Source organism: Verrucomicrobiia bacterium (assembly GCA_019634625.1).
Taxonomy (GTDB): Bacteria; Verrucomicrobiota; Verrucomicrobiia; order Limisphaerales; family CAIMTB01; genus CAIMTB01.
Map to the genome: position 1 here is coordinate 13,279 of JAHCBA010000029.1, position 15,456 is coordinate 28,734.

Sequence of the window (15,456 nt, forward strand, 5' to 3'; positions counted from 1 at the left end):
TTCGCGGCCTCCACAGCCATGGCTCCGGGGTGCACTGCGGATGCACAGGAATCCGGACGGCACGCTTGGCAGGAATTGCAGGAATCGGGTACGCTCCGTCCCCTGAAAGTGGATTGGGAGCGTCGCGGTCCCGTCATTGGGGTCCTTCGGTCGGAGCGGTACTCGACAGGCAATGCAAAAGTATCTTTGTCTTCACGGACATTTCTATCAGCCGCCGCGGGAGAACCCGTGGCTGGAGGGGGTTGAACTTCAGGATTCGGCGCATCCGTACCACGACTGGAACGAGCGGATCACGGCGGAATGCTATGCGCCGAATGCGATGGCGCGGTTGCTGGACGGGGACGGGCGGATCGTGGACATCGTCAACAACTATTCGCGGATCAGTTTCAATTTCGGGCCCACGCTGCTGGCGTGGATGGAGCAGAAGGCGCCGGACGTTCTGGCGGCGATCGTCGAGGCGGATCGGAGGAGCCGGGATCGGTTTTCGGGTCATGGATCGGCGCTGGCGCAGGGGTACAACCACATGATCCTGCCGCTGGCGAACGCACGGGACCGGCACACGCAGGTGGTATGGGGGAAGCGGGATTTCGAGCATCGGTTCGGACGGGCGCCGGAGGGGATGTGGCTGGCGGAGACGGCGGCGGACACGCCGTCGCTGGAGGCGCTGGCCCAGCAGGGGATCAAGTTCACGATTCTGTCGCCGTTCCAGGCCAGCCGGGTCCGGTCGTTGCGGGGCGGGCCGTGGAGCGACGTGAACGGGGCGCGGGTGGATCCGTCGCGGCCGTACCTGGTGCGGCTGCCGGCGGGGCGGAGCATCGTGGTGTTCTTCTATGATGCGCCGGTCTCGAAGGCGGTGGCCTTCGAGCGGTTGCTGGCGACCGGGGAGGGATTCGCGCACCGGCTGATGGATGCGTACGACGACATCCGGAACCGGGATCAACTGGTGCACATTGCGACGGATGGGGAATCGTACGGGCACCATCATCGATACGGGGAGATGGGTCTGGCGTATGCCTTGCGGTACATCGAGTCGAACGGGCTGGCGAAGCTGACGAACTACGGGGAGTACCTGGCGGGGCATCCGCCGACGATGGAGGCGCAGATTCACGAGAAGAGCGCGTGGAGTTGTTCGCACGGGGTTTCGCGGTGGTTTGCCGATTGCGGCTGCAACAGCGGGGGCCGGCCGGGATGGAACCAGCGCTGGCGCGCCCCGTTGCGCGAGGCCTTCGACTGGCTGCGGGACCAATTGGCGCCGCGGTACGAGGAGGCGTCGAGGAAGCTGCTGGTCAACCCGTGGGCGGCGCGGGACGATTACATTTCCGTCATACTGGACCGGTCGGACGGGTCGGTGGCGGCGTATTTCGAGAGGCACGGACTGCGGCCGCTGGACGAGGCGGAGCAGGTCACGGCGTTGCGGCTCCTGGAACTGCAGCGGCACGCGATGCTGATGTACACGAGCTGCGGGTGGTTTTTCGACGAACTGTCGGGGATCGAGACGGTGCAGGTGATCCAGTATGCGGGGCGGGCGCTGCAACTGCTGCAGAACGTGACCGGCGAGGATCTGGAGCCGGCGTTTGTGGAACGGCTGGCGCGGGCGCCGAGCAACATCCACGAGCACCGGAACGGGCGGCACATCTACGAGAAGTTCGTCAAGCCGGCGATCGTGGACCGGGAGCGGCTGGGGGCGCACTACGCGATCAGCTCGCTGTTCGAGGAGCAGGCGCCGGTGCAGCGGATCTACTCGTACGTGTTCGAGCAGGAGCATCGCCATGTGTACACGGCGGGCAAGGCGCGGCTGGTGGTGGGGAGTTCGAAGGTCACCTTCGAAGTGACGCGGGCCTGCGACCGGGTGAGTTTTGCGGCGCTGCACCTGGGCGACCACAACGTTCACGGCGGGGTGCGGATCTTCCGGGGCCAGGAGGCGTTCGAGGAACTGGTGATGGAGTTTCGCGAAGCGTTTGACCGGGCGGATTTCCCGCTGGTGATCCGGCTGATGGACCGGCATTTCGGGGAATCGTACTATTCGTTGAAGTCGCTGTTCCGGGACCAGCAGCGAAAGATCCTGAACGAGATCCTGGTTTCGACCGGGCAGGATCTGGAATCGCATTTCCGGCAGATCACGGACCAGTACACGCCGCTGATGCGGTTTCTGAAGGACATCGGGGCGCCATTGCCACCGGCGTTGAACACGGCGGCGGATTTCGTGCTGAACTGCGATTTGCAGCGGCTGTTCGAGAGCGCCGATCCGGACCCGACGAAGGCGCGGGAATGGATGGAACTGGCGCGGGACGGCAATGTGGCGATTGCGGTGGATGAGCTGGCGTACGCGATCAAGGGCCAGTTGGACCGGCGGCTGGCGCGACTGGCGGAGGTGCCGGACGATCCGGGGTATCTGAGCCGGACGGCGGACATTGCCGAGGTGGTGCGCTCGATGGACATCGAGGTGAATCTCTGGAAGACGCAGAACCTGTACTTCCAGATGCGCCGCAGCCTGCTGGCGTCACGACGCGAGGCTGCGGCGGGGGGGGATGCGGGGGCGGCGGAGTGGGTGGGACACTTTGCGCGGCTGGGGGAGCAATTCGGGTTCCGAACGGAGGATTGACGCCCATGGCCACCCCGCCCCGGTGCACCTACCGGCTTCAGTTCCATGCCGGATTCACCCTGCGGGACGGCCTGGCCGTGGTCCCCTACCTGGATGCGCTGGGGGTGTCGCATGTGTACGCCTCGCCGCTGCTGCGCGCACGGTCCGGCAGCCTGCACGGCTACGATGGGTGCGATCCGACGCGGTTGAATCCGGAACTGGGGAGCGAAGGGGATCTCGAGGCGCTGGTCGAGGCGTTGCGTCGTCGGGGCATGGGGCTGGTTCTGGACCTGGTGCCCAACCACATGGCCGTGGGGACGCCGGAGAACCGCTGGTGGTGGGAGGTGCTGCGGGACGGCCGGGCGAGCCGGTACGCGGGATACTTCGACATCGACTGGGAGGCGGCGCCCGGGGATGGAGCGGGCGGCCGGGTCATGGTGCCGGTGCTGGGCGGGCCGGTGGAGGCGGTGTTGGAGCGGGGCGAGTTGGCGGTGGACCGATCGGGGCCGGAGCCGGTGTTGCGCTACTTCGAGCATGTCTTTCCGTTGAACGCCGGATCGATGGAGGGGTTGGAGGGGTTGGGGGAAGGTCCGGAGGGGATTGGAAGGCTGCTGGCGCGGCAGCATTACCGGCTGGCGGACTGGCGGCGGGGGGATGCCGAACTGAACTACCGTCGGTTCTTCAACATCAGCCATCTGGCCGGGCTGCGGGTCGAGGTGCCGGAAGTGTTCGAGGCGACGCACGGGTTGGTGCTCGAGTGGTGGCGGCGCGGGTGGCTGGACGGGTTTCGCATCGATCATCCGGACGGACTGCGGGATCCGAGGGGCTACCTGGAACGACTGGCGGCGGCGGCGCCGGGGGCATGGATCGTGGTGGAAAAGATCCTGGAACCCGGCGAATCGCTGCGGGCCGACTGGCCGGTGGCGGGGACCACCGGGTACGACTTTTTGAACCGGGCGTCCGGCTGGTTTCTGGACGCGGCCGGGGAGAGGCCCCTCACGGAGGCGTATGCGTCGTTCACCGGCGAGGGCACGGACTTCCCGGCGCTGGTGCGGGAGAAGAAGCGGCATGTCCTGGGCACGGTGCTGGAGGCCGAGGTCACGCGGCTGCTGAGGGATCTGGACCGATGGGTGGCGGGTGCCGGGGCGGGCTCGGCGCCGGAATGGAAGGGTTGGGATCGCGGGCGGGTGCGGTCGGCCCTGATCGAATGGATCGCCCACCTGCCTGTGTACCGGACCTATGTGCGGGCGGACGCGGGGGAGGTGAGTCGCGAGGATGAAGAGGCGGTCGCGGCAGCCGGGTGCGGGGCGGAGGGGCAGCGGCCGGACGACGGGCCCTTCTTCCGATGGCTGGGCGAGGCCGTGGGATTGCGGTGGGGGGCGGAGGTGGCGGCGGGACGGGACTGGGTGATGCGGTTGCAGCAACTGACCGGACCGGCGATGGCCAAGGGGGTGGAGGACACGGCGTTCTACATCTTCAACCGGCTGGTGGCCCTGAACGAAGTCGGGGGTGACCCCGGCCATTTCGGGGTGGGAACGGAGGCGTTTCATGCGGCGTCCGGGTGCGTGTCACGGGAGTGGCCGTGGACGCAAAACGCGAGTGCGACGCACGACACCAAGCGCGGGGAGGATGTGCGGGCGCGGCTGCAATTGCTGTCGGAGGATGCCGCGGCATGGGCGGAGGCGGTGCGGGGCTGGTCGGCCATGAACGACCGCCATTGGCGCGGAGCCCGGCCCGACCGCAATGCCGAGTATCTGTACTATCAGACCGTGGTCGGGGCGTGGCCGATCGGGCTGGAACGGGTCTGGGCGTACATGGAGAAGGCGGCGCGGGAGGCGAAGGTGCACACCACATGGACCGATCCGGACGCGGCCTACGAGGCGGGGCTGCGGGGCTTCGTGGCGGGCACGCTGGAGGACGGGGCATTTGCGGCGTCGGTGGGTCGGTGGGTGGCGGAACGGGACGAGGCCGCGCAGGTGCGGTCCGTGGCCCAGACGTTGCTCAAGGTGATGGCGCCTGGGGTGCCCGATGTGTATCAGGGCACCGAGCTGTGGGACTTCAGCCTGGTGGACCCGGACAACCGGAGGCCGGTGGATTTCGAGCGGCGTCGGGAGGTTTTGGGAGCCCTGGAGGGCGCGGACGTCGAGACCGTTTGGGCGCATCGGGCGCATCGGGCGGAAGGCTGGCCGAAGCTGTGGACCCTCCGGCGCGGTCTGGAGGTGCGGCGACGATGGGCGGAGGTTTTCGCGGCGCGGGGCACGTATCGGGCGTTGAGGCCGGTGGGACGCGAGGCGGACCGGGTCCTGGCGTTTGCGCGGGGCGAGGGGGTGATTGCCGTGGTGCCCCGGCGTGGGGCAAGGAGGGATGAGGACTGGGGCGACACGCGGCTGGGGGTACCCTTGGGGCGTTGGGAGAATCGGATGACCGGAGAGACCGTGGAAGGCGGGGAGGTGGAAGTCGCGGCGTTGTTGCGCCGGTTTCCGGTGGCCCTGCTGCAACGCATGGAGGAATGAGCCGTCATGGAACGATTTCGCGTGTGGGCACCCTTGCCGAAGCGGGTTGAGGTTCAGGTGGATGGCCGCCGGCACCCGATGATCCGGGGGGCGGACGACTACTGGTCGGCGACGGTGGACGGGGCGGGAACCGGATCGGCCTACGGGTTTGTGCTGGATGGCGAAGGGCCCTTTCCCGATCCGCGTTCCCCCTGGCAACCGTGGGGCGTGCATGGGTTGTCGCGGCTGTGGGAGACGGGGGCGTATGGGTGGAGCGACGGGGAGTTTCGGGCGCCACCACTGGGATCCGGGGTGGTGTATGAGCTGCATGTGGGGACGTTCACGCCGGGCGGGACCCTGACGAGCGCGATCGAGCGGCTCGACGAGTTGGTTGGGCTTGGGGTGACGCATGTGGAGTTGATGCCGGTGAATGCGTTCCCCGGGGAGCGGGGCTGGGGATACGACGGCGTGGCGTTGTACGCGGTGCAGGAATCGTACGGGGGTCCGGCGGCCTTGCAGGCATTTGTGGAGGCCTGCCATCGGCGGGGCATGGCCGTGTTGCTGGACGTCGTGTACAACCACCTGGGGCCGTCGGGGAACTACCTTGGGAAGTACGGTCCCTACTTCAACCGGCGCTACCACACTCCGTGGGGGGAGGCATTGAACTTCGACGGGCCGGACAGCGAGCCGGTGCGGCGGTTCTTCCTGGACAACGCGCTGCGATGGTTCCGGGAGTTCCGGGTGGACGGGCTGCGACTGGACGCGGTGCATGCGATATTCGACACCTCGGCGGAGCCGTTCCTCGAGGAACTGGGCCGGGAAGTGCGGGCGTTGAGCCATCGACTCGGGCGGCCGCTGGTGTTGATCCCGGAGAGCGACCTGAATGACCCGCGGCTGTTGTGGTCGCGGGAGCGGGGCGGGTACGGCCTGGACGCGCAGTGGAGCGACGATTTTCACCATGCCCTCCACGGGTGTCTGACCGGGGAGCGGTCGGGGTATTACGCCGACTTCGGGACCGTCGGGGATCTCGCGAAGGCGCTGCGGGACGGCTACGTGTACGACGGGCGGTATTCGCGGCACCGGCGCCGGCGCCATGGGCGACCGGCCGAAGGGCTCGGCGGGGAGCGGTTTCTCGGCTACCTGCAGAACCACGACCAGGTTGGGAACCGGGCGCAGGGGGATCGATTGAGCCGGACGCTGGGTCCCGGGGCCTTGAAGGTGGGTGCGGCGCTGGTGTTGATGGCGCCTTTCGTGCCGATGCTATTCATGGGGGAGGAGTGGGGTGCCACGAGCCCGTTCCAGTATTTCACCGATCATGCCGAGCCGGAGCTGGGGAAGGCGGTGCGGGAAGGGCGGCGCCGCGAGTTTGCGTCGTTCGGGTGGAAGCCCGAGGACATACCGGATCCGCAGGCCCTGGCGACCTTCGAGCGCAGCCGTCTGGACTGGGCGGAGCGGGAACGGTCTCCGCACCGGGAACTGCTGGAGTGGCACCGGATGCTGGTGGCCTTGAGGCGGCGGGAACCCGACCTGACCGACGGCCGGCTGGACCGGGTGCGAACGCGCCACGACGAGTCCGGAAGGTGGCTGGTGATGGAGCGGGGGCGGATGGCGTTGGCGGTGAACTTCGGCGATCGCATGGCGGATCTGCCTCTCAGCGGCGGCGGGTGGCGGACCGAACTGGCGTCGTTCGAGGCGCCGGCGGGGGCGAGGGATGTGCTGTCGCTGCCTCCTGTCTCGGTGGCGATCCTGCGGCGGGACTGAATCCATGAAGGATCGCGACAGCGCCACCGACGCCTGGGGCATCCAGCATGGGTACCGCGACGTTCACGGCGCGTGGCACCCGGTGGGTCGGGGAACGCGGACGCGCCTGCGGGCGGCGATGGGGGGCGACGGCCCGCGGAGTCCGGAACCTGGCGGCGTGCGGAGGATGCGCCCCGGGATGCGTCGGGTGACGGGTGGATCGGGCTGGCTGCGGTGGGAAGACGGGGGGGAAGTGGAGTTGCGCCGTGGAGAGCGGGTGGACGTTCCGGAAGGGATGCACGAATGCCTCGACGTGGACGGGGCGCATGCCGGCTGGTGGCTGGCCGTGGGTGGGGGGTGTGACGAGGCGCCGCCGGGGACGGCGTGGGGTTGGGCGGCGCAGTTGTATGCGGCACGGTCACGGCGCAGTTGGGGGCACGGGGACTTCGGGGATCTGCGGCGGTTGGGGGACATGGCGCGGGGAATGGGGGCCGGGTTCACGCTGCTCAACCCTCTGGGTGCGCCGCTGCCGGGGCGGCCGCAGGAGGACAGCCCGTATTCGCCGAGCAGCCGGATGTTTCTGAACCCGCTTTATCTGCGGATCGAGGACGTGCCGGGGGCGGAGGAGGAGGGGCGGTTTCTTGAAGGGCTGGTGACGGCGGGCCGGGCGTTGAACGAGCGGCGGCGGATCGACCGGGATGCGGTGTACGGGTTGAAGATGCGGGCGCTCGAACGGCTGTGGAGACGGTTTCGCGGTGACCCGCGGTACGACCGGTATTGCCGGGAGCAGGGGTTGGTGCTGCGCCGGTTTGCCGTCTTCAACGCGCTGTCCGAGCGGTGGGGAGGCGGCTGGTCGCGATGGCCCGAGGCCTGCCGGCGACCGGATTCCGCGGCGGTTTCGAGGTTTGCGGACGAGGAGGCCCCGCGGGTGGCGTTTCATCAGTGGTTGCAGTGGCTGCTCGATGAGCAACTGGGTCGGGCGGCGACGGCCCTGCCGTTGATGCTGGATGTGCCCATCGGGGTGGGGCGGGACGGCTTCGATGCCTGGCTGTGGCAGGACGTCCTGGCGCTGGACGTCGCGGTGGGGGTGCCGCCGGACGAATACAACACCCAGGGACAGAACTGGGGGCTGCCGCCGTACATCCCGCACCGGCTGCGGCGGGCGGGATACGGGCCGTGGCGTCAGACCTTGCGGGCGATGCTGCGGCAGGCGGGGGGATTGCGGGTGGACCATGTGATGGGGTTGTTCCGGCTGTACTGGATTCCCGGGGGGGCGTCGCCGGCGGACGGCGGTTATGTGCGGTACGCGGCGGACGAGATGCTGGCGGTGCTGGCGATCGAGAGCCGGAGGGCGGGCGCGGTGGTGGTGGGGGAGGATCTGGGGATGGTGGAGCGCGGGGTGCGACCGCGGTTGCGGCGGGCGAACGTGCTTTCGTACCGGCTGCTGTGGTTCGAGCGGGGGCGGCCGGAGACGTATCCGGAGGAAGCGATGGCGGCGATCACCACGCACGACCTGTTCACGGTGGCAGGGCTCTGGACGGGCTCCGACCTGAAGGAGCAGGAAGCCTTGGGACTGCGACCGAACGGCGCGGGGATGCGGTCGATCCGGCGCAGGGTGGCCCGATGGGCGGGGCTGGGGGATGGGGCCGGGGCGGGGGAGGCGGTTGTGGCGGCTCACCGATTGCTGCGGGGGGCGCCGTGCCGGCTGCTGACCGCCACGCTGGACGATGCGTTGGGTGTGGAGGAACGGCCGAACCTGCCGGGGACGGTGCATGAGAGGCCGAACTGGCGACTGGCCCTGCCGCGGCCCCTGGAGGCGTTGGAGCGCCATCCGCTGGTTCGGGCGGTGGCGGAGACGATGCGGGGCGGGGTCAGGAATCCGTCCGGCGGGGATTCCAGACGTTCCACTCGGACCAGCGCCAGCGGAGGGCGAGGATCGCCTGACCGGCGAGGCGCTCGGGAGGCATGACGGCGTAGAAGAGGATGAACTCCGAGCCGGACCGGTTGTCGCCGAGGATGGCGTAACGGTTGGCGGCGAGATGACCGGGCAGGACATCGAGGGGACCGTGGAGCACCGGCCAGGGTTCGGGCAGGGCGGTGCCGTTGACGCAGACCGTGCCGTGGGCGACTTCGATCTGTTCTCCCGGCAGGCCGACGATGCGCTTGATGACGAGTTCCCTGCGGAACCGGGCCACCACCACATCGCCGCGGCTCGGGGCGTGATCCTGGTAGGCATGCTTGCGGACGAGGAGGAGATCCCCGTTGCGGAGCGAGGGCAGCATGCTGTCGCCCACGACGAGCACGCATCCGAAGCGGGTCTGGGCGGTGAGCAGGAGCGCGATGGCGGCGCAGCCGGCCAGGATCCAGCGGCGCAACGGGCGGGAGGTCGAGGGAACCCGGGGGTGCCCCGGCCGGGCGTTCATCCGGCGGGGGGGTGGGAGAGCGTGCAGGGATGGGGCGCCAGGGACGGTAGCGTTCATGGCGGGCCCGGATCGACGGGTTGAGGGAGATCCCCGGCGTCCTGGAAGGTATGGCGGTGGCGGAAGCGTGGGGGGATGCGGTTGCGGTGTTGGATGGCGTCGTGAAGTTCGGATTCGCGGCCCAGCGTGCGGGCGTATTCCGAGGCGCGATGGGCCAGTTCGTCGAGGACGTCGTGGGTGGGGGCGAGGAAGGCGATGTCGAGGTAGGTATCGAGCCAGTCGGAGCCGGCGTGGGTGAGGTGCAGGAGTCGGAGGAGTTCGGCGCGGAGGATGATCGCCTGGTCGGTGCCCTCGAATTGGGGGATCAGGCGGTGCAGGCGTTGGATGGCGTCGGCGCGGGCGCGGTCGATGGCGGACTGGCGGGAGACGAAGAGGGGGTCGGCACCGTGCTGGACACGAAAGATGGCGGCCCGGGATTCGGCGATGGACTGGAGGCAGAGGGCGTGGAGGAGCGCCTTGGTCTGTTGCACCTCGGAGAACGAATTCCACCAGAGGAAATTCTCGAGGGGCGCCACCTGGGTGAGAAAGCGAGGGCGCCAGTTCTGCTGCACATCGCGGGCCACGTATCCGGCGGCGAGGAGGGCGGCCACTGCGGCGACGCGTAGAAGGGCGGTCCAGGGGCGACGGGGCGGAGGGGGTTCGGCTATGACGGGCGCGGAAACGGTCCGACCGAGGGGATGGGCGGCACCGAGGCGGAGGGGAATGCGGTGCGGAATGCACGGATGTCGATGGCCGCGCGCCAACGCATGGCCGTGGAGTCCGTTGGTCCGAGCCGGGCGCCCACTCATCTCAACCAAGGAGTACGGCAGGTTGGCCGCCGACCTTAGGGGATTTGTGGTGAACGGCGGGAGGGGAGGGGCGGAATCCGCGGCCGCCGGATGCGGCTACTTCCGGAGTTCGAAGGCGTCGCGGAGGCGGCCGTCGGTATCGAACATCTGGAACGACAGGTGATCCTGGTGAAGGCGGATCAGGCAGTAGTGATGACCGCGGAAGAGTTTGTTGGAGAAGGCATTCCGGTTGGGGGTGAAGTCCTCGAGATTGCCGCCGGCGCCGCCGGTCTGGATGTAGCGGACGCCGCGCTGGGTCTGCACCTGCCCTTCGAGCATGGGCCAGGTGCGTTCGTAGGCGTGGATGTGGCCGTAGAAGACGATGTCCACGCCGTAGCGTTCGTAGAGGGCGACCGCGCCGCGGGGGTTGGCATCGCCGAGCGCGGAAGGGCCGCGCCAGGTATTGCCGTAATCGTCCTCGTCGGAGGTGTACACGGGGTGGTGATGGCAGGCGAACTTCCAGCGGGCGGTGGAGGCGCGGAGGCGGGTTTCGAGCCAGGCGTACTGTTCGCTGCCCGGACCCATGGGCCGGTTGCTGTCGAGCATGAAGAACTCGGCGTTGCCGTACCGGAAGGTGTAGCGGTCGGCGGGTTGCGGCATGCCATGATAGCGGCGGTACCAGTGGAGGTCCGATTCGCCGTTGCCGGGGACGGGGAAGAGGGGGATGCGACCGAGCACCTGGTTCATGCCGAGGAAGTACTCGAGGTTCCACTCGAACTTGTGGTGTTCCTGTCCGCCGTCGGTGAGGTCGCCGACGTTCAGGATGAAGTCCGGGCGTTCGCCCCAGATGGCCTTGGCGATCCGGTCGTTGACGTGGGGTCGGGCCTCGGTGTCGCCGATGATGGCGAAACCGAACGGGGATCCTTCCTCGACCGCGGTCTTGAAGGTGAGCGGTCCGGAATCGATCTCCTCGCCGCCTTCGTCGATGGCGGTCACCTGGTAGAAGTAGGGTGTTTCGGGATCGAGGCCGGTGAGGACCGCGTGCTGGATGGAGCGTGCTTCCGGAAGGGTCAGGGTCTGGTCCCCGGGCAGGCGGGTGCCATAGCGGACCACGGCGCGGGCGGGCCGGTCGGTTTCCCAGGTCAGGTGGGCGTTGGTGCGGGACATGAAGGTGAGGGCGGGACCGGCGTTGAAGTGGAACAGGTCGGCGAAGATGCGTCCCTCCTCGACCAGGCGGGAGAGCGCTTCGAAGCGTTCGCGGGCCTGGGTCGGACCGATGTCGTCGTCGTAGAGGCGGACTTCGCGGACCAGGTTGGGGAGGGTCATGTAGGGTTCGCGGGCGAGGTAGGCGGCGATCTCGAACTCCGGTTCGCGGGGCATGGAGAGGGTGCCGCCGGCGACCTCTTCCAGGGCGAGTTCACCATTGAGGTAGAGGCGCACGCGGTCGCCGTCGTAGGAGGCGATGATATGGCGCCAGTACTTCTTGAACGTCGGGGCCCGGGGGGCGTCGAGGACCACCGGTTCGTCCATGGCGCCGCTGCGGAGGAGGAAGCGGACGGCGCCGCGGCGGTAGGTCACGGCCCAGGCGGGGGGATCCTCGGGGCGCCGTCCGCGGGCGGTGACCAGCGCGCTGACGGGTTGGTTGACGTGATCCACCAGCCAGAGTTCGAGGGAGAAGGTGTGGGTGGGGATCCGGTCGGCGTCGATCAGGCGGGCGCGCCGGTCGGTTGGCAATTCACCGAACAGCCGGAGCGGCGGGGTGTCGGTGTCGAGCCAGTCGAAGGGTGTCTGCGGTTCGGGTTCCCGCGGGCCCGGGTAGTTCGCAGCGCGGGCGTCCAGCGTGTAGTCGGGCCAGAAGAACCAGGAACCGATGGGGAAATGCTCGTGCCCCTCGTGGGCGGCGAGCGGGAGGGTCAGGAGGGTGGCGAGGACAACCAGGCAGGGGAGGGAACGGGAGCGGGCGCGCCGTGGGAATGGTGGACGGCCTGCGGGAACCTGGGGACGAACATGCGCCGTTGGCATGCGCCTTGGTAAACGCTTGCCGTCGGGGCTGGCGAGCGGAACCGGGTAACAAACGGGAGACGCGGGTCGGGTCCGATCCCATGGACCGAACGGGGTTTGTTCAGGGCGTGGAATGGATTGGAAGGAGACGCCGAATACGACGGCCCTACCGAGATGGAGTGCGGATCGTGCCGGTTGTCGGGTGCACCGCGCGGCAAGAGGGGGATGGGATGGAAGGATGGGACCGGGTTTGGGCGGCCTTGGGTGGGCGTAGAGCGGTTTAGCGTGGTGGGGTGGATTGGGAGGCTCACGCTAAAGCGTGTACACCCAACCGTCATGGCGGGGCGGGGACGTGGGGGCACGCTGAAGCGTGTACACCCAACGGCGCTGGCGGGGCGGGTCACTGCGGTGGGTTCTCGATGGGGAGCGGTTGCAGGGGGCCGATGTAGTCCGTGGCCACGACCACGTCATCGAACCAGACCCGGATGCGGTGACCGGCGGGTTGCTGGGTGTACACGTAGAGCCAGAGGAAGTTGATGCGCAATTCGGGATCGGTGCGCCACTGGTAGCCTTCGAAGGGGGCGCCGCCGTCGGGAACCTCGAAGGTCTCGCGACGGGCGGAGGCGTCGTTCCATCGGGTTCCCTGTCCGCCGCGGCCGGGTTGGAACTTGTCGAAGGTCCATCGTCCCGTGGGGAAGCCGGGTCCGAGGTGGGCGACGAGGCGGCCATCGATCCAAAGGGCCTGTTCGCCGTTGCGCTGACCGACGTCGTTGAGCTGGATCATCTGTTCGATGCAGATCCAGGGCCCGCGGGCCACACGAAGTTCCGGGTCGTGAATGAAGCTGTTGCCCCAGGTCTGACCTCGCGGCGGGCTGCCGCGCATTTCGGACCAGTAGGTGTAGAAGTCCCACGTCCACCGGCTGCCGAACGGCTCGATGCCGGACCAGAAGGAGCGGGCGCCATCAGGGCGATGGCCGGCACGGACCTGGGGCCAGGGGGTGGAGGGATGATTACCGCCCAGGCAGGTTCCGAAGTGGTGGATCTCGCCGCAGTCGGGATCGAAGCGCACGTAGTAGCGGGCAAAGACACGATCGTGTCCCCAGCCGCCCGAGGCGTTGGCCAGGCGCCGGAAGAGTTGGGGGCCGGGACCGTCCCGCCGGTCCATTTCCAGCGACTGCCGGCCGGTGCTGCCGGGAGGACGCAGTCCGCTGAAGGATATGGCTTCGGGCGACCCCACGGTTTCCCAGCGGGCGGCGAGGGCGTCGATCGTCGGGGACTCGAAGTCCTCGACAAACAGCACCCGCGGATCGCGGTGAATGCCCACGTCGCCGGGGTAGTTCGCGGCGATTCCGGATGCGGGCCAGGCCGGGGTTGGAGCGGGGGCGGAGCGTGCGGCAGGGAGAGCGCCTGGGGCGAAACAGAAGGCGACCAGGGCGACGGCGATGGGGACGCGGGTGCGAGGGGGAACCGACGTTGGCTTCACGCCTGACTACCCCGGGGGTCGGGCATCAAAAATGCAACCCCCGAAAGCGACGAAAACTTCGTGCATATGCACGAAGTTTGCGTCGGTGTCGGGAAAGGGGGAAAGGAGAAAGGGCGTCGCGCCGGCGAGGGGGGGCAGACGCGACGCCCGTGGGGTTAGAAGTCGCGGAAATCGCCGTCGAGCGGGAGTTCGGCGCGTTTGCGTTGGGTGTCCAGGGTGGAGGCGGAGGTGATGGTGCGGGTGACCGGCGCCGGCTTCGGGGCAGGTTGGGTGCGGTGTCCGTTGCCGGCGTTGGCCGGGGCCGGTCCGTCGTTTGCGACGGGGGCTGGAGCGGTGCGGGCGGCGGGGATGGACCGGTGAGATGCGGCTGCCGTGTGGGACCCGGTTCTGGAGGTGGGTTGGGGACGGGTACGGGAGGTTCCCGGGGTTTGCAGGCTGGCCCCGACGAGGTGGAGCAGGTCCTGGACGGCCTCCTTGAGGGCATCGGCCTGGGCGTTGAGTTCCTCGCCGGCACTGGCGCTTTCCTCGGCGCTGGCGGCATTGCTTTGGGTGACCTTGTCCATCTGGCTGACGGCGAGGTTGACCTGGGCGATGCCCTGGGATTGTTCCTTGGAGGCGGCGGCGACCTCGGAGGCGAGTTCATCGACCTGACGGACCTTCTGAAGGATCTGCTGCAGCCCGACGGAGACCTTGGAACTGATCTGGACGCCCTGGGCGGCGCGGGAGATGGCGCCTTCGATCTTGGCGCTGGTTTCCTTGGCGGCCTGGGCGCTGCGCTGGGCGAGGCTGCGGACTTCATCGGCGACGACGGCGAAGCCCATGCCGGCTTCCCCGGCGCGGGCGGCCTCGACGGCGGCGTTGAGGGCCAGGATGTTCGTCTGGAAGGCGATTTCGTCGATGGTCTTGATGATCTTGGCGATGTCGTCGCTGGACTGCTTGATGGCGTCCATGGCGGCGGTCATGGCTTCCATGTCGGCGGCGCCATGGTCGGCGGCGTCGCGGGCTTCGCGGCTGAGGGTGGAGACCTGGGCGGAATTGTCGGCGTTCCGCTTGGTCATGCTGGACATTTCCTCGAGGGACGAGCCGGTTTCCTCGAGGGAGGCGGCCTGTTCGCTGGCGCCTTCGGCGAGGGACTGGCTGGCGGCGGCGACCTGGCCGGCGGCGGCGGCGACCTGGTTGGAACCGTCGCCGAGGGTCCGGGCCAGTGCCATGAGGGCGCGGGTCACACCGCGGACGATGAAGAAGCCGAGGAAGGAGCCGACCGCGACGGCAAGGGTCATGACGATCAGGTTGACGCGGACGGTCGTGGCGAGGCTGGCGACAGCGGAGTTGGCGGCGGCGTCGCCGGCCCGGGTGTTGTACTCGCGGCAGTCCAGGACGGCTCGTTCATAGCTGGCGTAGGCGCGGGCGGCATCGCCCTGGAAGAGCGCGGTGGCCTCGGCGGTGCGGCCTTCGGTGCTGGCGGCCCGGACCTGGCGGACCAGGGTCTGGTAGGCGAGAAAGAGCGGTTCGATGCGATCGAAGAGGGCGCGTTCCTCGGGATCGTTCCCGATGACGTCGCTGTACTCCTTGATTCCGGCCAGGATGGTGGCGGCCTGGGCGATGGCCTCCTGATCGATGGCGGCCATTTCCGCGGGGTCGGTACTGGCGACGTGACGGAGGTTGATGACGCGGTAGCGGAGGGTTTCGGCGACGAGATGACCGGTGAGGCGAAGGCCCGGGATGCTGTCGTCGGCGAGGTGTCGGACTCCATCGGTGACCCTTCGGGCCAGGAGGGTCGAGACGATGCCCAAGGTACAGAGCAGGAGGAGTAACGTGACGAATCCGGCGATGATGCGGCGACCGATGGTCCAATGGTTCATAGATGTGGGAGGGCGACCGATCAGGATCCCGGGATAAGGCGCACCCTGGT

Annotated in this window: 9 protein-coding genes; 4 read left to right on the forward strand and 5 right to left on the reverse strand. The window is 68.5% G+C overall.

Going from position 1 to position 15,456, the window contains the following annotated elements:
• The first annotated feature begins 172 nt into the window (after positions 1-172).
• From KF833_16330 to malQ, 4 genes are read left to right on the forward strand one after another with little or no spacing between them, the layout of a single operon-like run.
• Positions 173-2,602, forward strand: coding sequence for a DUF3536 domain-containing protein (locus tag KF833_16330; GenBank protein MBX3746878.1), 2,430 nt, complete (start codon positions 173-175; stop codon positions 2,600-2,602).
• 5 nt (positions 2,603-2,607) lie between these two features.
• Positions 2,608-5,094 (forward strand): malto-oligosyltrehalose synthase, encoded by a 2,487-nt coding sequence (gene treY, locus KF833_16335; protein ID MBX3746879.1) that lies wholly within the window; start codon positions 2,608-2,610, stop codon positions 5,092-5,094.
• A 6-nt stretch (positions 5,095-5,100) separates the two neighbouring features.
• Positions 5,101-6,834 (forward strand): malto-oligosyltrehalose trehalohydrolase, encoded by a 1,734-nt coding sequence (treZ, locus tag KF833_16340; GenBank protein MBX3746880.1) that lies wholly within the window; start codon positions 5,101-5,103, stop codon positions 6,832-6,834.
• A 4-nt stretch (positions 6,835-6,838) separates the two neighbouring features.
• Positions 6,839-8,782 carry a 4-alpha-glucanotransferase gene (malQ, locus tag KF833_16345; GenBank protein MBX3746881.1) on the forward strand — a complete coding sequence of 648 codons (1,944 nt, stop codon included), beginning with the start codon at positions 6,839-6,841 and terminating at the stop codon, positions 8,780-8,782.
• Here the strand turns inward: malQ and lepB are convergent.
• From lepB to KF833_16370, 5 genes are all read right to left on the reverse strand, one after another.
• A complete protein-coding gene (gene lepB, locus KF833_16350; protein ID MBX3746882.1) occupies positions 8,685-9,236 on the reverse strand; it encodes a signal peptidase I in 552 nt (183 codons plus the stop codon). The two genes, malQ and lepB, sit on opposite strands and share 98 nt — an antisense overlap.
• A gap of 53 nt (positions 9,237-9,289) precedes the next feature.
• Entirely contained in the window at positions 9,290-10,081 is a 792-nt protein-coding gene (locus KF833_16355) for a hypothetical protein (GenBank protein ID MBX3746883.1), read from the reverse strand.
• 96 nt (positions 10,082-10,177) lie between these two features.
• The gene (locus KF833_16360) at positions 10,178-12,082 is read right to left on the reverse strand and encodes a metallophosphoesterase (protein MBX3746884.1); all 1,905 of its coding nucleotides are present in this window, start codon (positions 12,080-12,082) and stop codon (positions 10,178-10,180) included.
• A gap of 379 nt (positions 12,083-12,461) precedes the next feature.
• The gene (locus KF833_16365) at positions 12,462-13,544 is read right to left on the reverse strand and encodes a hypothetical protein (protein MBX3746885.1); all 1,083 of its coding nucleotides are present in this window, start codon (positions 13,542-13,544) and stop codon (positions 12,462-12,464) included.
• A gap of 155 nt (positions 13,545-13,699) precedes the next feature.
• A complete protein-coding gene (locus KF833_16370) occupies positions 13,700-15,406 on the reverse strand; it encodes an MCP four helix bundle domain-containing protein (GenBank protein MBX3746886.1) in 1,707 nt (568 codons plus the stop codon).
• Positions 15,407-15,456: the final 50 nt, after the last annotated feature.

Bases quoted from the DNA above. Each gene is read 5' to 3' on its own strand.
- KF833_16330 (MBX3746878.1), top strand. From the start codon at position 173: ATGCAAAAGTATCTTTGTCTTCACGGACATTTCTATCAGCCGCCGCGG.
- treY (MBX3746879.1), top strand. From the start codon at position 2,608: ATGGCCACCCCGCCCCGGTGCACCTACCGGCTTCAGTTCCATGCCGGA.
- treZ (MBX3746880.1), top strand. From the start codon at position 5,101: ATGGAACGATTTCGCGTGTGGGCACCCTTGCCGAAGCGGGTTGAGGTT.
- malQ (MBX3746881.1), top strand. From the start codon at position 6,839: ATGAAGGATCGCGACAGCGCCACCGACGCCTGGGGCATCCAGCATGGG.
- lepB (MBX3746882.1), bottom strand. From the start codon at position 9,236: ATGAACGCCCGGCCGGGGCACCCCCGGGTTCCCTCGACCTCCCGCCCG.
- KF833_16355 (MBX3746883.1), bottom strand. From the start codon at position 10,081: ATGAGTGGGCGCCCGGCTCGGACCAACGGACTCCACGGCCATGCGTTG.
- KF833_16360 (MBX3746884.1), bottom strand. From the start codon at position 12,082: ATGCCAACGGCGCATGTTCGTCCCCAGGTTCCCGCAGGCCGTCCACCA.
- KF833_16370 (MBX3746886.1), bottom strand. From the start codon at position 15,406: ATGAACCATTGGACCATCGGTCGCCGCATCATCGCCGGATTCGTCACG.